Below are 19,203 nucleotides of genomic sequence, written 5' to 3'. Positions count from 1 at the left end.
GGCGCAGAAAACTTGGGACGGCCCGGCGTTTCTCACGAGGCACACTTTCACGAGGAGAACACTGATGGACATGGGAATCGCAGGACGCACCGCGCTGGTCTGCGCGGCCAGCAAGGGTTTGGGGCGCGGCTGCGCGGAAGCGCTTGCCGCCGAAGGCGTCAACTTGACGATCGTCGCGCGCACCGCCGAGACGCTGGAGGCGACCGCGGCGGAGATTCGCAAGCAAAGCGGCGTGGAAGTGAAGACGGTGGCCTGCGACATCACCACGCCGGAAGGCCGCGCCGCGGCGCTCGCCGCCTGTCCGCAGCCGGACATTCTGGTCAACAACGCGGGCGGTCCGCCGCCGGGCGACTTCCGCAACTTCACGCATGACGACTGGATCCGCGCGCTCGAGAGCAACATGCTCACGCCGATCGAGCTGATTCGCGCGACCATCGATTCGATGAGCGCGAACGGTTATGGGCGCATCGTCAACATCACGAGTTCGGCGGTGAAGGCGCCGATCGACGTGCTCGGTTTGTCCAATGGCGCGCGCTCCGGGCTGACCGGCTTCGTCGCGGGACTCGCGCGCAAGGTCGCGCCCACCGGCGTGACCATCAACAACCTGCTGCCGGGTCTGTTCGACACCGACCGCATCGGCGTCACGTTCGAGGCGCAAGCCAAGGCGCAAAACATTTCCGTCGACGAGGCGCGCGCGCAGCGCACAAAGACGATCCCCACCGGCCGCTTCGGCACCCGCGAGGAATTCGGCGCCGCCTGCGCCTTCCTGTGCAGCGTGCATGCCGGCTATATCACCGGGCAGAACTTGCTGATCGACGGCGGCGCCTATCCGGGCACCTTCTGAACGGCCCGCATTCAAGCATCACCACAACAACGACAATCACAACGGTTTCAGGAGTCTTACGTCATGACCACCCGTATCGCGCTGATCGCGCACGATCATAAAAAAGACGACATCGTCAAACTGGCCGGCGAATACGTCGACACGCTGCGGCGCTGCGACATCGTGGCGACCGGCACGACCGGCGGGCGTATCGCCGACGCGCACGGGCTCTCGGTCGAACGCATGTTGTCCGGCCCGCACGGCGGCGACCTGCAGATCGGCGCGCAACTCGCGGAAGGACGCGTGGACATGGTGATCTTTCTGCGCGACCCGATGACGCCGCAGCCGCACGAGCCGGACATCAACGCGCTGGTGCGCGCGTGCGACGTGCACAACATTCCGTGCGCGACCAACATTTCGACGGCGCGCATGGTGCTCGACTCGCTGACCTTGCGTCTCACGCAACAGATTTGAGCTCGCACTCTCGACCCGATCAAGCGACACCCAACCTCAAGGAGACATGATGGTCAAAGCAATCCGATTCGATAAAACCGGCGGCCCCGAAGTGATGAAGTGGGTCGACGTCGAAGTCGGTGAGCCGGGCGCGGGCGAGATCCGTGTCCGGCAGACGGCGGTCGGGCTGAACTATATCGACGTGTACTTCCGCAAGGGTCTGTATCCGTTGCCGTTGCCGGGCGGTCTCGGCATGGAGGCGGCCGGCGAAGTGACGGCGCTCGGTTCGGGCGTGACCGGTCTGAAGGTGGGCGATCGTATCGCCTACGTGGGGCGTCCGCCCGGTGCGTACGCGCAGGAGCGCGTGCTGCCGGCCGCGCAGGTCGTGAAGGTGCCCGACGCCCTGAGCGACGAGCAGGCCGCCTCGGTGATGCTGCAAGGCCTGACCGCGCAATATCTGCTGCGCCGCACGTATCCCGTGAAAGCCGGCGACACGATCCTGATTCAGGCCGCGGCGGGCGGCGTGGGTCTGCTGGTGTGCCAGTGGGCGAAGGCGCTCGGCGTGACGGTGATCGGCACGGTCGGCTCGGATGAAAAAGCGGAGATCGCCACGGCGCACGGCTGCGATCACGCGATCGTCTACACGCGCGAGAACTTCACCAAGCGCGTGCGCGAGATTACCAACGGCGCGGGCGTGCCGGTGGTGTACGACTCGATCGGTAAAGACACGTTTACGGCCTCGCTCGATTGCCTCGCGCCGCTCGGCATGTTCGTGAGCTTCGGCAATGCGTCGGGGCCGTTGCCGCCGATCGATTCGTCGGAATTCGCCGGACGCGGTTCGCTGTTCTTCACGCGCCCGACGCTCTTCACTTATATAGCCAAACGCAGCGACTACGAGGCGATGTCCACCGAATTGTTCGACGTGCTGGTGTCGGGCAAGGTCAAGACGAGCATCAATCAGCGTTATGCGCTCTCGGATGTCGGCCGCGCGCACGCGGACCTCGAAGGGCGCCGCACGACGGGCTCGACGGTGCTGCTGCCGTAACGCCCACGACATCAGCGCGACGGCAGCCGTCGTATAAAAACCGCGCTCATTCGAGCTTGCGCCAGGGCCGGAGCCGAACCGGCGCGGCATGCCGCAAAACCACGCCCAGCAGGCACAAGGCCGTTCCATCGCAGGATGGAGCGGCCTTGTCCGTTTACGCGATTTTTATATACGCCCCCCCATCTTTGACCAGCCCTTTACACGGATCGGCATAACGTTGCGGCTATCCAAAGTCCGTGAATGGAGACCAAAAATGGATGTGCTGTATGTCGGGGGGCTGGTGCTGTTTTCCGCGCTGACCTTCGCGTTGATTATCGGCTGCGAGAAGTTGATGCAGTTTCGCCGTGGGCAGGGAGCGCGCTCATGAACTGGATTCTCTGGTTGTCCGGCGCCGCGACCGCGTTGCTGTTTGTGTACCTGGTCTATGCGCTGTTGCGCGCGGAGGACATTGAATGAACTCGAACAATGTCCTGCAAGCGGGCCTCTTCATCGTCGTGCTGCTGGCAGCCGCGGTGCCGATGTCCCGCTATCTGAGCGCCGTGATGGACGGCAGCTCGCGCGTGGTCCGCTTCGGCGGTCCCGTCGAACGTTTCCTGTATCGCATCGCGGGCGTCGATTCGTCGACGGAAATGAGCTGGAAGCACTATGCGATCGCCACGATCGCGTTCAACGTGCTCGGCGTGGCGTTCCTCTATGTGTTGTTGCGCGTGCAAGGCTGGCTGCCGGCCAACCCGCAGCAGTTCGGCCCGATGACGGTCGACGGCGCGTTCAACACTGCCGTCAGTTTCGTGTCGAACACGAACTGGCAAGACTACTCGCCTGAGCAAACCGTCAGCTATCTGACGCAGATGCTCGGCTTCACCGTGCAGAACTTCCTTTCGGCGGCCACCGGCATCGTAGTGGTGATCGCGCTGATTCGCGGCTTCGCGCGTCACACCGCGCAAACCATCGGCAACTTCTGGGTCGATATCACGCGCGTGACGCTCTATGTCTTGCTGCCGATGTCGGTCATCGTCGCGGCTCTGCTGATGAGCCAGGGCGTGGTGCAGAACTTCAAGGCCTATCAGGACGTGCCGACGCTGCAAACCACCACGTATGCCGCGCCGAAGCTCGACGCGCAAGGCAATCCGGTGAAGGACGCCAAGGGCAACCCGGTGACCGTCGATACGCCGGTGAAAACGCAGACGCTCGCGATGGGCCCGGTTGCTTCGCAGGAAGCGATCAAGATGCTCGGCACCAATGGTGGCGGCTTCTTCAACGGCAACTCGGCGCATCCGTATGAAAACCCGACCCCGTTCTCGAACTTCCTGCAGATCTTCTCGATCCTGATCATCCCCGCGGCGCTGGCGCTGGTGTTCGGCCGCATGATCGCGGACCGCAAGCAGGGCGTGGCCGTGCTCGCCACCATGACGATCGCGTTTGCGGTCTGCGTGTTCGGCGAGATCAGCTCGGAGCAGGGCGGCAATCCGGCCATCGCCGCATTGCACGTCGACCAGTCGGCCAATGCGCTGCAGTCGGGCGGCAATGCGGAAGGCAAGGAAACGCGCTTCGGCATCGCACAGTCGGGCATCTTTACGGTTGCGACCACCGCGGCTTCGTGCGGCGCGGTTGCCAACACGCATGACTCGCTGACGCCGATCGGCGGCCTCTATCCGATGCTGCTGATGCAACTCGGCGAAGTGATTTTCGGCGGCGTGGGTTCCGGTATGTACGGGATGCTCGTGTTCGCGATGCTGGCCGTGTTCGTGGCGGGCCTGATGATCGGCCGCACGCCGGAGTACGTCGGCAAGAAGATCGAAGCGTACGAGATGAAGATGGTGTCGATCGTCGTGCTGCTCACGCCGCTGCTGGTGCTGGTCGGCACGTCGATCGCGGTGTTGAGCGACGCGGGCAAGGCGGGCATCGCCAACCCCGGCGCGCACGGTTTCTCCGAAATCCTCTACGCGTTCAGCTCGGCGGCCAATAACAACGGCAGCGCGTTCGCGGGTCTCACGGTGAGCACGCCGTTCTACAACTGGCTCACGGCGATCGCGATGTGGTTCGGCCGCTTCGGCACGATCATTCCGGTGCTCGCGATTGCCGGTTCGCTGGCCGCGAAAAAGCGCATCGGCGTGACGGGCGGCACGCTGCCCACGCACGGCCCGCTGTTCGTCGTGCTGTTGCTCGGCACGGTGCTGCTGGTCGGCGCGCTGACTTATGTGCCTGCGCTCGCGCTCGGTCCTGGTGTCGAACATCTGATCATGATGGGCGCGCATTGAGGCGACCCTTGCGATCTAACGACTGAACAGGCGCAAACGGGAAATTCGAGGATTCAATGACTGAACATAATGCAACCCGGTCCATGTTCGACCCGGCGCTAGTGCGCCCGGCGATCGTGGACTCCTTCAAGAAGCTCACGCCACGCACGCAGTTCCGCAACCCGGTGATGTTCTGCGTGTACGTGGGCAGCATTCTCACGACCATTCTCTGGATCGCCGCGCTCGGCGGCCAGGCCGAGGCGCCCGCGGGCTTCATTCTCGCGGTCACCTTGTGGCTGTGGTTCACGGTGCTGTTCGCCAACTTCGCGGAAGCGCTTGCCGAAGGCCGTTCGAAGGCCCAGGCGGCGTCGCTGCGCAGCGCGAAGAAAGACGTGATGGCCAAGAAGCTCAACGAGCCGCATCCGAAGTCGCCGATCCGCATTCTGACGGCTTCCGATCTGCGCAAGGGCGACGTCGTGCTGGTCGAAACCGGCGACGTGATCCCGGCGGACGGCGAAGTGATCGACGGCGTCGCGTCGGTCGACGAATCGGCGATCACGGGCGAATCCGCGCCGGTGATCCGCGAGTCGGGCGGCGACTTTTCGTCGGTGACGGGCGGCACGCGCGTGTTGTCGGACTGGATCGTGGTGCGCGTCACGGCGAATCCGGGCGAGGCGTTCCTCGACCGCATGATCGCGATGGTGGAAGGCGCCAAGCGTCAGAAAACGCCGAATGAAATCGCGCTGACGATTCTGCTGGTCGCCTTGACGATCGTGATGCTGCTGGCCACCGCCACGCTGCTGCCGTTCTCGATGTTTTCGGTCGAAGCCGCGAAGGCCGGCCACGTGGTGGCGATCACCGCGTTGGTCGCGCTGCTGGTGTGTCTGATTCCGACCACCATCGGTGGTTTGTTGTCGGCGATCGGCGTGGCCGGCATGAGCCGCATGATGCAGGCGAACGTGATCGCCACATCGGGCCGCGCGGTCGAAGCGGCCGGCGACGTCGACGTGCTGTTGCTCGACAAGACCGGCACCATCACGCTCGGCAATCGCCAGGCTTCGCAATTCGTGCCGGCGCCGGGTGTGACGGAAGAAGCGCTCGCGGATGCCGCGCAACTGTCGTCGCTCGCCGACGAAACGCCGGAAGGCCGCAGCATCGTCGTACTGGCGAAGCAGCGCTTCAACATCCGCCAACGCGATATGGCTTCGTTGCATGCCACGTTCCTCGCGTTCACCGCGCAAACGCGCATGAGCGGCGTCGATCTGCCAGGCCGTGAGATTCGCAAGGGCGCGGCCGATGCGGTCAAGAACTATGTCGAAGCCAACGGCGGCCGTTTCCCCAACGAAGTCAGCAACGCCGTGGCCGAAGTTGCACGGCGCGGCAGCACGCCGCTGGTGGTCGCCGAGAAAGGCGAGCAGGGCGCGCGCGTGCTCGGCGTGATCGAGTTGAAGGACGTGGTGAAGGGCGGCATCAAGGAACGTTTCGCCGAACTGCGCAAGATGGGTATCAAGACCATCATGGTGACGGGCGATAACCGCCTGACCGCGGCGGCGATTGCCGCGGAAGCCGGCGTCGACGATTTCCTCGCCGAAGCCACGCCGGAAGCGAAGCTCGCCACGATCCGCGCGCACCAGGCCGAAGGCCGCCTCGTCGCGATGACCGGCGACGGCACCAACGATGCCCCGGCGCTCGCGCAGGCCGACGTCGCGGTGGCGATGAACACCGGCACGCAGGCCGCGAAGGAAGCGGGCAACATGGTCGACCTCGATTCGAATCCGACCAAGCTGATCGAGATCGTCGAGATCGGCAAGCAGATGCTGATGACGCGCGGTTCGCTCACCACGTTCTCGATTGCCAACGACGTCGCCAAGTACTTCGCGATCATTCCGGCCGCATTCGCCACGACCTATCCGGCGTTGAATGCGCTGAACGTGATGCACCTGGCCACGCCGGCCTCGGCCATCATGTCGGCGGTGATTTTCAACGCGCTGATCATCGTGCTGCTGATTCCGCTGGCGCTCAAGGGCGTGCGCTATCGCGCGCTGGGCGCGGCGATCCTGCTGCGCCGCAATCTGCTGATCTATGGTTTGGGCGGGATCATCGTGCCGTTTATCGGCATCAAGCTGATCGATATGGTGCTGGCCGCGTTCGGTTGGGTCTAAGCGCTAGTTCAAGAGGAATTATTCATCATGAAAAATCTGTTCCGTCCGTTGATCGTGATTTTCGCGGTGCTCACCGCCGTCACCGGACTTGCCTATCCCGCGGTGATGACTGCCGTCGGTCAGGCGGCCTTCAACGATCAGGCCAACGGCAGCATCCTCGAGCAGGACGGCAAGGTGGTCGGTTCGAAGCTGATCGGCCAGCAGTTCGATGCGCCGCAATACTTCTGGGGCCGCCTGTCGGCCACCAGCCCGATGCCGTACAACGCGCAGGGTTCGAGCGGTTCGAATCTCGGCCCGACCAACCCGGCGCTGCTCGACGAAATCAAAGGCCGTATCGACGCGCTGAAGGCAGCCGGCACGGATATGTCGAAGCCGGTGCCGGTCGATCTGGTGACGTCGTCGGGCAGCGGTCTCGATCCCGAGATCAGCCCGGCGGCTGCGGCTTATCAGATCGAGCGCGTCGCCAAGGCACGCAAGCTCGCTGCGAACGACGTGCAGGCGCTGGTGGATCGCTATACGAGCGGCCGTCAGTTCGGCATTCTGGGTGAGCCGCGTGTGAACGTGCTGGAACTGAATCTGGCGCTGGACGAGATGAAGCACGGTTGATCGACGAAACGCGGCAGCGCTTCGCTTCGCAAAGGCGGCGTCCGCGCGACTCCGCCTTTGCCTTTTGACGGCGCAACGCCATGTACGGTGACCGCGGTGTACGGTGGCCGCTATTTGCGGCCGGGCCGCCGCCGTGCCACCATGCATACACCGCCGCTCGCCCAACGATGAAAACCATTGAGCATGAACCGCCCCGATCCCGATGAGTTGCTCGACAAGCTGCAACGCGACGAAGAAAAACGTCAGCGAGGCAGGCTGAAGATTTTTTTCGGCGCGTCGGCGGGCGTCGGCAAAACCTATGCGATGTTGCAGGCCGCGCGCCGGCGTCACGATGAAGGTGCGGACGTGGTGGTCGGCATCGCCGAAACGCATGGCCGCACTGAAACCGCGGCATTGCTCGACGGTCTCGACGTGCTGCCGCTCGCGCATATCGAATATCGCGGCCGCAAGCTCGGCGAGTTCGATCTCGACGCCGCGCTCGCCCGCAAGCCGCAACTGATTCTCGTCGACGAACTCGCGCACTCGAACGTGCAGGGCGCGCGGCATCTGAAGCGCTGGCAGGACGTGTATGAACTGCTCGACGCGGGCATCGATGTCTATACGACGGTCAATGTCCAGCACCTCGAAAGCCTGAACGACGTGGTCGGCCAGATCACCGGCATTCGCGTCTGGGAGACGGTGCCGGATCGCGTGTTCGATCGCGCCGACGAAGTCACGCTGGTCGACTTGCCCGCCGAGGAACTGCTCGACCGGATGCGCGACGGCAAGGTGTACATGCCGCAGCAGGCCGAGCGCGCGGTGCGCAACTTCTTTCGCAAAGGCAATCTGATCGCGCTGCGCGAGCTGGCGCTGCGCCGCACCGCGGATCGCGTCGATGCGCAGATGCGTGAATATCGCGCCGACCGTTCGATCCAGCGTATCTGGCAGGCGCGCGAGCGCTTGCTGGTGTGCGTCGGCCCTGGCCCGGAAGCACCGATGCTGGTGCGCGCGGCGGCGCGTCTCGCCGCCAGCCTGAAGGCCGACTGGATTGCAGTCTATGTCGAGACGCCGGCGCTGCAGCGTTTGCCGGATGCGCGCCGCGAACGCACGCTGAACGCGTTGAAACTCGCCGCCGAACTCGGCGCCGAAACCGCCACGCTGGCGGCCGCCGACGCGGCCGTCGCGTTGATCGGCTACGCGCAGGCGCGCAACGTGTCGAAGCTGGTGGCCGGCGCGTCGGCGCGCACGGGCGTGAAGCGCTGGCTGCGCCGGCCGCTCGGCGAACGTATCGCCGAGAAAACGGCCGATCTCGATCTCACGCTGATTCGCGCCTCGTCCGACCGCGACGGCGGCGAGCATCGCCATCTGTTGAACACCACCGCGAACGCGTGGCGCGAGGCGCTGAGCGCGGCGCGCGAACGCCGCTCGCCGCCGCGCGCCTATGGCTTCGCGCTATTGATCTGCGCGGCCATCACGCTGCTGTCGAGCCAGTTGATCGACCATATCGATCTGACCAATCTCGTCATGCTGTACCTGCTCGGTGTGATCTTCGCCGCGGTGAGGCTGGGACGCGGACCCGGCGTGGTGCTGTCGTTCATGAGCGTGGCCGCGTTCGATTTCTTCTTCGTGCCGCCGCGTATGTCGCTGTCGGTCTCCGACACGCAGTATCTGTTGACCTTCCTGGGCATGCTGCTGACCTCGCTGGTGATCAGCCATCTGACTTCGAGCCTGCGCCGCGAGGCGAGCGTGGCGCGGCGCCGCGAGCAGCGCACCGGCGCGATGTACGCCATGGCGCGCGAACTGGCCGCGGCGTTGACCACGGAACAGATCGTCGGCATCGGCAGCCGTCATGTGAGCGAGGTGTTCGGTGCGCGCGTCGCGATTCTGTTGCCGGACAGCGTCGATCAGGTGAAGCAGAAGATCGAGGATCCCGACGCGGCGATCACGCTCGAAGGCGAGATGCTCGATAGCGACGTCGGTCAATGGGTCTACGATCAGCAGAAGCCGGCCGGCCACGGCACCGATACGCTGCCGGCCGCCGCCGCGCTCTACTTGCCGCTCAAGGCGCCGATGCGCACGCGTGGCGTGCTCGCGGTGGTGATGCGCGACGAGGGCGAGCTCGACGTGCCCGAGCAGCAGCGCATGCTCGACGCGTTCGCCGCGCAGATCGCGCTTGCGCTGGAGCGGGTGCATTACGTCGACATCGCGCGCGATGCGCTCGTCAACATGGAGTCGGAGCGCCTGCGCAACTCGTTGTTGTCGGCGATCTCGCACGATCTGCGCACACCGTTGACGACCATCGTCGGCTTCTCGTCGATGCTGGCGCAAGCGCCCGAGGCGCAGCCCAACGGCGAGCTGGTCGAAGCGATTCACGAGGAAGCGCTGCGCATGACCGGCATCGTCACGAATCTGCTCGACATGGCGCGTTTGCAGGCGGGCAGTCTGCAACTGAACCAGCAATGGACGCTGCTCGAAGAGACGGTGGGCGCCGCGCTGCGCGCGTGCAAACGCGTGCTGGCGAATCATCCGGTGCAGGTGAAACTGCCCGCTGATCTGCCGCTCTTGCACCTCGACGCCGTGTTGATGGAGCGCCTCTTCTCCAATCTGTTCGAAAACGCCGCCAAATATACGGCGCCGGCCACGCCGCTGACGATCGGCGCGCAGCGTCTCGACGCGGACGGCAAGTCGTTCGTGCGCGTGACCGTCGACGATAGCGGCCCGGGCCTGCCCGCGGGCATGGAAGCGCGCGTGTTCGAGAAATTCACGCGCGGCGAGAAGGAGTCGGCCAAGCCGGGCATCGGCCTGGGGCTCGCAATCTGCCGCGCGATCGTGGAAGCGCACGGCGGTACAATCGGCGCGCTCAATCGCGTGTCGGCGGACGGCCGTGTCGAAGGCGCGCGCTTCTGGTTCACGCTGCCGGTGGAGACGCCGCCCGACGCACCGGATTCCATGGAAGACGAGGGCGCCGATTCCTTGACTCACGTCGATACCGGCAGCGATTCAACTCTTAACCCGCTTTCCAAGCCTAGCCATGAGTGACCCCAGCATCACCGTCGTCCTGATCGAAGACGAAAAGCAGATTCGCCGCTTTGTGCGAACGGCGCTGGAAGGCGAGGGCATCGTCGTGCACGATGCCGAAACCGGCAAGCAGGGTCTCGTCGAAGCCGCGACGCGCAAGCCCGATCTGGTGATCGTCGATCTCGGCCTGCCCGACACCGACGGACTCGACGTCATTCGCGAACTGCGCGGCTGGAGCGAGCTGCCGGTGATCGTGTTGTCGGCGCGCACCCAGGAAAGCGAAAAAGTCGCCGCGCTCGATGCCGGCGCGGACGACTACCTCACCAAGCCGTTCGGCGTGTCCGAACTGCTGGCGCGGATCCGCGCGCATATGCGGCGGCGCAATCAAGGCGGCGCCAACGAATCGCCACAGGTGCGCTTTGGCACGGTGACAGTCGATCTGGCCCTGCGGCAGGTGAGCCGCGACGGCGCTGTCGTTCATTTGACGCCGATCGAATACCGGCTGCTCGCCACGCTGGTGCGCCATGCCGGCCGCGTGCTGACGCACCGCCAGTTGCTGCGCGACGTGTGGGGGCCGTCGCATGTCGAGAGCCATCACTACCTGCGCATCTATATGGCGCATCTGCGCGGCAAGCTGGAGCGCGACCCGGCGCAGCCGGAGCACATCATTACGGAAACGGGTGTCGGATACCGGCTGGTAGGCGCGGTTTGAGGCCGTGTGGCTAATTTGCGACGGCGCGGCGCGCTTGCTTGCGGCGGCCCGCTGCCGGCGGCGCCTGAACGGGCTTTGGTATAATTACAGTTCGTAAGGACGACCTTGCGGTTTCACAAACGGGGACGGCCCCATCTGACCATGGAGCTGTCTCATGTCCTGGATTCTTCTGTTGATTGCCGGTTTGCTCGAAGTCGCGTGGGCGGCCGGTCTCAAGACCTCCGAAGGTTTTACCCGGCTCTGGCCGTCCGTGTTCACGGTGGTGACTGCGCTTGGCAGCTTTGTGCTGCTCGCCATGGCCATGCGCCAATTGCCGCTCGGCACGGCGTACGCGGTGTGGACCGGGATCGGCGCGGTCGGCGCGTTCATCTTCGGGATCGTGATGATGGGCGAGGCCTTGACCGTCGCGCGGGTCGCCAGCGCGGCGCTGATCGTGGTCGGACTGATCGGATTGAAGCTATCTTCCGGGCATTGAGCCCTGCATTGCATGCCGCTGCCGGGCGCATTCGCCGAGTCCGCCGATGCCCGGCCGGCGCCCAATCAGTCTCGCCATTTATTCTCCGCTCTGCGTTCTGCGAATTAACGTGGCTATAATGAGATCGAATCCAACCTGAAATTGTCCGCGGCCCATTTGGCGCGGCCGGCTTGGCGCGGGTCTGACGACTTCAGTGCGGCTCCCCTTTCGTGGCCCGTCGAAGCGCCCGGCACGCACAGCGCGCCCGGAGGCGGCCATGCTTGAATCACTTTCGCTCGCTGCGGGCCTCTCATGGGGCAGCGGTCTGCGCCTCTATCTGACGGTCCTGCTGGCCGGCGTATTCGCCCGGCTCGGCCTCGTCCATCTTCCCGATACGCTGTCCGCGTTGTCCTCGCCGTGGGTCATCGGCGTGGCGGGCGTGCTGACCGTCACCGAATTCCTCGCCGACAAGATCCCCGCGTTCGATTCGCTGTGGGACGCGGTCCATACCTTCATTCGCATTCCGGCGGGCGCCGTGCTGGCAGCCGGCGCGCTCGGCCATGCCGATCCGGCGCTGTTGACCGTGGCCGCGCTCGCGGGCGGCACGCTGGCGGGCACGGCGCACCTTGCTAAAGCGGGCACGCGCGCGTTGATCAATCTGTCGCCGGAACCGGTGTCGAATGTCGTGACCTCGACCGCTGAAGACGGGCTCGTGTTCGGCGGCATGCTGCTCGCGCTGTTCGTGCCGCTCGTCTTTCTGGTGCTGATGGTGGGCTTCCTGATGCTGGCCGGCTGGGCGTTGCCGCGGCTCTGGCGTGGGGTGCAGGGCGGTTTTCGCGGCATGGCGACGCACATGGTGTCGCGCTTTGCCAGGAGCAGGCACGATTGAGCGATACGGTACGGGGTTCCACGGCGCGCAGGGCTTTACCGACGACGACGCGCCGGTTCGGTGGCATGGATCTGGTGCGCCAGTCCATTCGCATGACGGCGCGCGACTGGCGCGCGGGCGAGCTGACGATGCTGCTGCTGGCGCTGGTGCTGGCCGTGGCGGCTTTGTCGAGTGTCGGCTTTCTGGCTGACCGTCTGCACCAGGGGCTCGAACGCGACGCGCGGCGCATGATTGCCGCCGACTTCATCGTGCGGGCCGATCATCCGGTCGATCCGCAATTCGCCGGGCAAGCCAAAGCGCTCGGTCTGAATACCGCCAGTACGGCGATCTTTCCCAGCATGATCAATTCGACCGGCGCACAGCCGGTCTCGCGGCTTGCCGCGATCAAAGCCGTGTCGCCCGGTTATCCGCTGCGCGGCGCGTTGCGCATCGCGTCGGCGCCGGGCGCGGCGGACCATCCGGCGCAGTCGATTCCGCCGCCGGGCGTCGTGTGGGTCGATCAGGCGCTGCTCGACGCGTTGAAGGTGCGTGTCGGCGACGCGGTGAAAGTCGGCGGTCGCAACTTCACGATCGGCGCGGTGATCACGCGCGAACTCGACCGCGGTTTCTCGTTCGTCAACTTCTCGCCGCGCCTGATGTTGCGTGCCGACGACGTGCCGTCGACCGGCCTCGTCACCTACGGCAGCCGTGTGACGTACCGCTTGCTGGTCGCGGGCCCGGACGAATCGGTGGCGCGTTTCGCGCAGTTCGCGCATGAGCGGGTGGACGGCGGCAAGATGCGCGGCGTCGCGCTCGAATCGCTGCAGGATGGGCAGCCGCAAGTGCGCCAGACGCTCGACCGCGCGAGTCACTTCCTCACGCTCGTCTCGCTGCTTACGGCCTTGCTGGCGGCCGTGGCGATTGCAATGGCCGCGCATCGGTATATGCGCCGGCATCTGGACGGCTGCGCGGCGATGCGTTGCCTCGGCGTCAGTCAGTCGACGCTGCGTGCGCTCTTCACGCTTGAATTCGTCGGACTCGGTTTGATTGGCGGCGCGCTGGGCGTGGCGCTCGGTTACCTCGGGCATCTCGCGCTGCTCACGTGGCTCGGCAGTCTGATCGACGTGGTGCTGCCGTATCCGACGGTATGGCCGGCACTCGAAGGCATCGCGGCCGGTCTCGTGCTGCTCCTGGGCTTCGCGTTGCCGCCGCTGTTGCCGCTCACGCGCGTGCCGCCGGTGCGCGTGCTGCGCCGCGAATGGGGCGAAGCGGGGCGCACGGCGTGGGCGGCCTACGCGCTAGGCATCGCGCTGTTCGCCGCGCTGCTGATCATCGCGGCGGGCGAGTTGAAGCTCGGCGGGATCGTCGCGGGCGGCTTCGCGGGCGGGATGCTGGTATTCGCGTGCATCGCGCGGCTCGCGCTATGGGGCGCGGCGCGCGTCGTGCGCAGCGAGCGCGTGAATGCGAGCATCGGCTGGCGTTATGCGCTGGCGTCGCTCGAACGGCGCAGCAGCGCGAGCGCATTGCAGATCACCGCGCTCGGCATCGGCCTGATGTGTCTGTTGCTGATTGCGATGACGCGCAACGACCTCGTGGCTGGCTGGCGTAAATCGACGCCGCCCGATGCGCCGAACGAATTCATCATCGACATCCAGCCCGACCAGCGCGACGCCGTCACGCAATATCTGAGCACGCATGGCGTGCCCGGTACGGTGCTCGCACCGATGGTGCGCGGACGGCTGACGGCGATCAACGGCAAGCCGGTCAATCCGGATGCGTTCAAGGGCGACGACGCCAAGCGTCTCGTGGATCGCGAATTCAATCTGTCGTACACGACCGAGCTACCCGACGACAACCGTCTCGCCGCCGGCACATGGTACGGCGACACGAAAACGCCGCAGATTTCGATCGAGCAGGGGCTCGCCAAGCTGATCAACGTGAAGCCCGGCGACATGCTGCGTTTCGACGTGACCGGCTTGCAAATCGACGCGCCGGTCACGAGTGTGCGCAAGCTCGACTGGGGTTCGTTCAAGGTCAACTTTTTCGTGCTGATGCCGCCCGCTGCGTTGCAGGATTTCCCGGCGACGTTCATCACGAGCTTCCATTTGCCGCAGGAGAAACAGTCGACCATCGACGGCCTGATCTCCACTTATCCGAACCTCACGGCTATCGACACCGGGCCGATTCTCGCGCAGGTGCAGCGCGTCTTGCAGCAGGTGATCGGCGCGGTGCAGTTCCTGTTCGCGTTCACGCTCGCGGCGGGCGTGCTCGTGCTGTACGCGGCGCTTGCCGGCACGCGCGATGAGCGTATGCGAGAATCCGCGCTGCTGCGCGCACTGGGCGCGTCGCATCGACAGGTGCGGGCGGTGCAGATCGCCGAGTTCGTCGCGGTCGGCGCGCTGGCGGGTCTGATGGCGGCGGCCGGCGCGCAGGCCATCGGCTACGTGCTGGCGACGCGCGTCTTCGAGTTCTATCTGAGTTTCAATCCCTGGTTGTTGCCGGCGGGCATCGCCGCCGGCATCGCGTGTGCCGGCGTGGGCGGCTGGCTGAGCTTGCGGCATGTGCTGGCGCGGCCGGCGTTGCAATCGCTGCGGGACGCGTGATTTTTCTTATCGGTTAGTGAGCAGGTATGAGTGATTTGAACGACGAAGTGTCCGCGGCGCAGCCGACGGCCTTCGAACTGGTGGGCGGCGAAGCGCGTGTGCGTGAACTGGTCGACCGCTTTTACGACCTGATGGATCTCGAAGCGGATTTCGCCGGAATCCGCGCGTTGCATCCGGAATCGCTCGACGGTTCGCGCGACAAGTTCTTCTGGTTCTTGTGCGGCTGGATGGGCGGCCCGGATCACTACATCAGCCGCTTCGGTCATCCGCGTTTGCGCGCACGGCATTTGCCGTTCGCGATCGCCTCCAGCGAGCGCGATCAGTGGCTCAGGTGCATGGCGTGGGCGATGGAAGAAGTCGGTCTTGCCGAGCCGCTGAGGGAGCGCCTGCTCGGCTCGTTCTTCGAAACGGCTGACTGGATGCGCAACCGGAATGGCTAACGGGTTGGGGTTGGGCTCGACACCCGGCGCGGCAACTGCGGATTACGCCGACTTGCCTCAGGAAGCACGCGAAGTCCTCGACTGCTGGTTCGGCGTACCGGGCGCGCCGGAGTTCGGCACGGAGCGCAAAATCTGGTTTTCACGCAATGCGGCTTTCGACACGATGCTGCGGGAACGCTTCGGTACCCTGATCGATGCGGCCCGCGAGTCCGCGCTCGACAACTGGGCGCAAACACCGCTTGGCGCGCTGGCGCTCGTCATCGTGCTAGATCAGTTCTCGCGCAATTGTCACCGTAACACGGCGCGCGCGTTCGCCGCCGACCAGAAAGCCTTGCTCACCGCGCAGCAGATGATCGCCAGTGGGGCCGACCGCCGGTTGCCTACGGTGCACCATCGCGCGTTCGCCTATTTGCCGTTCGAGCACGATGAAACGCTCGCAAGTCAGCGCGAGTCGCTGCGTCTGTTCAAGCAGTTGGACGCGGAGCGGGGCGGCAAGTCGTATTACCGGTCCGCGGTGCGGCACGCGGAAATCATCGAGCGTTTCGGACGCTTTCCGCATCGCAACGCGCCGCTCGGGCGTCCCTCGACGGCGGAAGAAAGCGCCTTCCTGCGCACACCCGGTTCATCGTTCTAGGCCCACAGGCACTAGCCGCTCGGCTGACGCGCACGCGGCGCGTAGCGAGCAGGAAAGCGAGACCTAGCGTCCGCCGGATACATCGAGCAGCGCACCCGTCACATACGAAGCAGCGTCGCTCAACAACCAGGCGATCGTTTCCGCCACTTCGTCGGCCGTGCCGGGGCGGCCGAGCGGTGTGGTCGCGCCGAGTTGCGCGGCGCGCTCGGGCTTGCCGCCGCTCGCGTGGATATCGGTGTCGATCAACCCAGGGCGCACCGCGTTCACGCGCACGCCTCGCGGGCCGAGTTCCTTGGCGAGGCCGAGCGTCATCGTATCGACGGCGCCTTTCGAGCCGGCGTAGTCGACATATTCGTTCGGCGAACCAAGACGCGACGCCGCCGACGACACGTTGACGATCACGCCGCCCGCGCCGCCGCGGTCGGTCGACATGCGCCGCGCGGCTTCGCGCGCGCACAGATACGCGCCTAGCACGTTGACGTCGAACATGCGCTTCAGGCGCGCGAGGTCCATGTCGGCGAGTTGGCTCGACGGCGCGACGATCCCGGCGTTATTGACGAGCGCATCGAGCCGGCCGAACTTCTGTTGAAGCGCGTCGAAGATCGCCAGCACGTCGGCTTCGTTCGCGACATCGCCCGCAATCGTCAACGCGCGGCCACCCGCGCGTTCGACTTCGGCGGCGGTGTCCTGCGCCGCGGCGAGATTTTGCGCGTAATTCACGCCGACCGACCAGCCGCGCGCACCCAGCAAACGCGCGGTCGCGCGGCCAATGCCGCGGCTGCCACCGGTGATCAGAACGGCTTTCGTCATCGCAACCTCAACGTTAAGGGAAACTCAGACCGCGTCGCGCTTGATCGCCCACTTGTCGCTGACGGGCGGCTGGTAGCGTTGCAGCTTGCCGATCAACCCGGCGGGATCGGCGTCGATCTGCAGGATGTCGAAATAGGTCTGGCGCATGAACCCTTCGTCGACGGTGTGCTGAAGCATATTGATCAACGGATCGTAGAAGCCGTCGATATTCAGCAGCGCCACCGCTTTCTGGTGGTAGCCGAGTTGCGCCCACGTGTAGACCTCGAACAGCTCTTCGAGCGTGCCCGCGCCGCCAGGCATCGCGACGAACGCGTCGGACAGGTCGGCCATCATCTTCTTGCGATGATGCATATCGGGCACGACATGCAGTTCAGTCAGGCCGTTATGGCCGACTTCCTTGTTGACCAGCAGCTCGGGAATCACGCCGATCGCGCGGCCGCCTTCGGCCATCACCGTGTCGGCGATCACACCCATCAGACCGACCTTGCCGCCGCCGTACACCAGTGCGAGATCGGCTTGCACCAGCGCGCGGCCAAAGGCGCGCGCCGCTTCCGCATACAACGGTTTGGCTCCGTTGGAGGAGCCGCAATACACACACACCGACTTCATGCTCAAACGTCCTTCGGTTCGTTGCGGGGCGCGGCGCCTTCCTTGGGCGGCAGGTAGTCGTAAAACTCGCGCTTGGGCAGCTTGCCCGACACGAGGTCGTCGAAAATCTGCCGCGAGCGGCCGCGCAGATAAGGCGCCATCAGCGACACGATCTGCACGCTCACCTGATGCAGCTCCGCGCGCATCGCTTCCTGCTCGTTGTATTTGCGCGGGTTCATCACGAACTGGTACGAGAGCCAGTACGTGCCGATCACGCCGACGTTGGTGGCGATCACGTGCAGCTCTTCCGGCGTGACGACCATTTCGCCGTCAGCGACGAGCTGTTCGCAGAACTGGCTCGCAAACCGCACCTTGTGGCTGATGATCTGCTTGAAATGCGTTTCGAGCGTGCGATTGCGCGCCAGCAGATCGTTCAGGTCACGATACAGGAAACGATAACGCCACGTGAAATCGACCATGTACTGCAGATACGACCACATTTCGTCGATGGTCGCGCGATGGTCGTCGGGAAAACGCAGACGCTTTTCGATCTCCTGCTCGAACTGGCTGAAGATGCTGTTGATGATGTCGTCTTTGTTGCGGAAGTGGTAGTACAGGTTGCCTGGACTGATTTCCATTTCCTCGGCGATCGTCGTCGTCGTGACGTTCGGCTCGCCGATTTCGTTGAACAGCTTCAACGACAGTTCGAGAATCCGTTCGCGCGTGCGGCGGGGAGGTTTGGCTTCCATGTCGTCCGGCCCTGGTTACGCCGGGCTGGGGCACACGGCGGCGTGCCGCTCTTTGCGTGATCCACCCGGACGCGGTTGGTATATGAGCGCCCCCAACCTGTCGCAGTTCGACAGGCCTCCGCGAGGGCAATTCCCCCAAGCCCCAAAGGGGACTTCCTTCGGAACGGGGACTTCCTGCGGAGCGGAAAACTTGGGGCGGCCCAGCGTTTTCCTGTGAGACTGTCGGACGATTATAAACCGAGCGTTCTTATACCAAGCGGATAGTCAGGATTTTCATTGCTCAAGGCGGTTTCGCGCGCCGTTCGACGGCGGCGTGAGCGCATTAAAACGCGCTCACGCGCGCCTTCACAGCCATGCCTTGACCCAATGCACGACCAGTGGCCCGACGATCAGCAGCCACGTCATCAGGCACATGCCGAGCGCGACCATCACGGCCGCGCTGCCGAGATCCTTCGCGCGGCGCGAGAGTTCATGGCGTTCGAGCGAAATCCGGTCGATGGCCGCTTCCACGCTCGAATTCAGCAACTCGACGATCAGCACCAGCAGCACGGAACCGAGCAGCAATACGCGCGACACCGGCTCGACCGGCACCAGCACGCCGCAGGGAATCAGGATCGCGGCGAGCGTGAGCTCCTGGCGAAAGGCGCTTTCCTCACGAATCGCCACGCGAAATCCGGCGAGCGAATTTTTCATCGCGTGCCAGGCGCGCGTGAGGCCGCGATTGCCTTTGTAGGGATTGAAAGGCAGCGGCGCGAGTGGATCGTCGGGACTGAGCGGTTCGTTCTGCGTGTCGGATTGCGTGCCGTTCTGTCGCGTGCCGTTCGCGGCACTCGCTCCGTTCATGCCGTTCAAACCATGCGCGTGATCCGCATGATTCGGCGTGCCTGGCTCGCTCACGTCGTCGAAGGGTTCGATGCTCGCGTTGTCGTTGTCGTTGTCGTTCTCGGCATCGACGGCACGCAGCGCGCCGTTCGGCGCGCGCCCCACGGTGGATGGTCTGGTTCGCATGGACAACTCGGCAC

19 protein-coding genes are annotated in these 19,203 nt (G+C 64.9%); 15 read left to right on the top strand and 4 right to left on the bottom strand.

Annotated elements, in window-relative coordinates; genetic code table 11:
• The first annotated feature begins 64 nt into the window (after positions 1-64).
• From B0G74_RS13845 to B0G74_RS13775, 15 genes are all read left to right on the top strand, one after another.
• Positions 65-844 carry an SDR family oxidoreductase gene (locus tag B0G74_RS13845; protein ID WP_132376945.1) on the top strand — a complete coding sequence of 260 codons (780 nt, stop codon included), beginning with the start codon at positions 65-67 and terminating at the stop codon, positions 842-844.
• A 63-nt stretch (positions 845-907) separates the two neighbouring features.
• Complete coding sequence (locus B0G74_RS13840) at positions 908-1,297, top strand: methylglyoxal synthase (RefSeq protein ID WP_132375292.1); 390 nt, start codon at positions 908-910, stop codon at positions 1,295-1,297.
• Positions 1,298-1,346: 49 nt separating this feature from the next.
• Positions 1,347-2,321 (top strand): quinone oxidoreductase, encoded by a 975-nt coding sequence (locus tag B0G74_RS13835; RefSeq protein WP_132375291.1) that lies wholly within the window; start codon positions 1,347-1,349, stop codon positions 2,319-2,321.
• 253 nt (positions 2,322-2,574) lie between these two features.
• On the top strand, positions 2,575-2,688 hold the full coding sequence (locus B0G74_RS13830; protein ID WP_132375289.1) for a potassium ABC transporter ATPase: 114 nt from the start codon (positions 2,575-2,577) through the stop codon (positions 2,686-2,688).
• A complete protein-coding gene (kdpF, locus tag B0G74_RS13825; protein WP_011487462.1) occupies positions 2,685-2,777 on the top strand; it encodes a K(+)-transporting ATPase subunit F in 93 nt (30 codons plus the stop codon). The genes B0G74_RS13830 and kdpF overlap by 4 nt, the downstream gene beginning before the upstream one ends.
• Positions 2,774-4,579, top strand: coding sequence for a potassium-transporting ATPase subunit KdpA (gene kdpA / locus B0G74_RS13820; RefSeq protein ID WP_132375287.1), 1,806 nt, complete (start codon positions 2,774-2,776; stop codon positions 4,577-4,579). Before kdpF ends, kdpA begins: the two co-directional genes overlap by 4 nt.
• A gap of 56 nt (positions 4,580-4,635) precedes the next feature.
• Positions 4,636-6,720, top strand: coding sequence for a potassium-transporting ATPase subunit KdpB (gene kdpB / locus B0G74_RS13815; RefSeq protein ID WP_132375286.1), 2,085 nt, complete (start codon positions 4,636-4,638; stop codon positions 6,718-6,720).
• Positions 6,721-6,747: 27 nt separating this feature from the next.
• A complete protein-coding gene (gene kdpC / locus B0G74_RS13810) occupies positions 6,748-7,326 on the top strand; it encodes a potassium-transporting ATPase subunit KdpC (RefSeq protein ID WP_132375285.1) in 579 nt (192 codons plus the stop codon).
• A 183-nt stretch (positions 7,327-7,509) separates the two neighbouring features.
• Positions 7,510-10,344 (top strand): DUF4118 domain-containing protein, encoded by a 2,835-nt coding sequence (locus B0G74_RS13805; protein WP_132375284.1) that lies wholly within the window; start codon positions 7,510-7,512, stop codon positions 10,342-10,344.
• The gene (kdpE, locus tag B0G74_RS13800; protein WP_132375283.1) at positions 10,337-11,035 is read left to right on the top strand and encodes a two-component system response regulator KdpE; all 699 of its coding nucleotides are present in this window, start codon (positions 10,337-10,339) and stop codon (positions 11,033-11,035) included. The genes B0G74_RS13805 and kdpE overlap by 8 nt, the downstream gene beginning before the upstream one ends.
• A gap of 154 nt (positions 11,036-11,189) precedes the next feature.
• Complete coding sequence (gene sugE / locus B0G74_RS13795; RefSeq protein WP_132375282.1) at positions 11,190-11,510, top strand: quaternary ammonium compound efflux SMR transporter SugE; 321 nt, start codon at positions 11,190-11,192, stop codon at positions 11,508-11,510.
• Between the two features lie 256 nt (positions 11,511-11,766).
• A complete protein-coding gene (locus B0G74_RS13790; RefSeq protein WP_007175644.1) occupies positions 11,767-12,378 on the top strand; it encodes a DUF4126 domain-containing protein in 612 nt (203 codons plus the stop codon).
• Positions 12,375-14,960: an FtsX-like permease family protein gene (locus B0G74_RS13785; RefSeq protein ID WP_207915645.1), complete on the top strand. Its 2,586-nt coding sequence runs from the start codon at positions 12,375-12,377 to the stop codon at positions 14,958-14,960. The genes B0G74_RS13790 and B0G74_RS13785 overlap by 4 nt, the downstream gene beginning before the upstream one ends.
• A 26-nt stretch (positions 14,961-14,986) precedes the next feature.
• The gene (locus tag B0G74_RS13780; RefSeq protein ID WP_132375281.1) at positions 14,987-15,400 is read left to right on the top strand and encodes a group II truncated hemoglobin; all 414 of its coding nucleotides are present in this window, start codon (positions 14,987-14,989) and stop codon (positions 15,398-15,400) included.
• Entirely contained in the window at positions 15,393-16,034 is a 642-nt protein-coding gene (locus B0G74_RS13775) for a DUF924 family protein (RefSeq protein WP_132375280.1), read from the top strand. Before B0G74_RS13780 ends, B0G74_RS13775 begins: the two co-directional genes overlap by 8 nt.
• Positions 16,035-16,097: 63 nt before the next feature.
• Here the strand turns inward: B0G74_RS13775 and B0G74_RS13770 are convergent, their stop codons facing one another.
• The 4 genes from B0G74_RS13770 to B0G74_RS13755 form a co-directional block, all read right to left on the bottom strand.
• Positions 16,098-16,844, bottom strand: a complete 747-nt coding sequence (locus tag B0G74_RS13770) for an SDR family oxidoreductase (RefSeq protein WP_132375279.1) — start codon at positions 16,842-16,844, stop codon at positions 16,098-16,100.
• Between the two features lie 24 nt (positions 16,845-16,868).
• Positions 16,869-17,453 carry a TIGR00730 family Rossman fold protein gene (locus B0G74_RS13765; RefSeq protein WP_132375278.1) on the bottom strand — a complete coding sequence of 195 codons (585 nt, stop codon included), beginning with the start codon at positions 17,451-17,453 and terminating at the stop codon, positions 16,869-16,871.
• Between the two features lie 2 nt (positions 17,454-17,455).
• Positions 17,456-18,181, bottom strand: coding sequence for a TetR/AcrR family transcriptional regulator (locus B0G74_RS13760; RefSeq protein WP_132375276.1), 726 nt, complete (start codon positions 18,179-18,181; stop codon positions 17,456-17,458).
• Between the two features lie 345 nt (positions 18,182-18,526).
• Entirely contained in the window at positions 18,527-19,189 is a 663-nt protein-coding gene (locus B0G74_RS13755) for a diacylglycerol kinase (RefSeq protein WP_132375275.1), read from the bottom strand.
• Between the last annotated feature and the right edge of the window lie 14 nt (positions 19,190-19,203).

Origin of the sequence: Paraburkholderia sp. BL9I2N2 (assembly GCF_004339745.1) — a bacterium.
GTDB lineage: Bacteria > Pseudomonadota > Gammaproteobacteria > Burkholderiales > Burkholderiaceae > Paraburkholderia.
The sequence above is the reverse complement of the archived record's forward strand: the minus strand, read 5'-3'. Positions and strand labels throughout refer to the sequence as shown.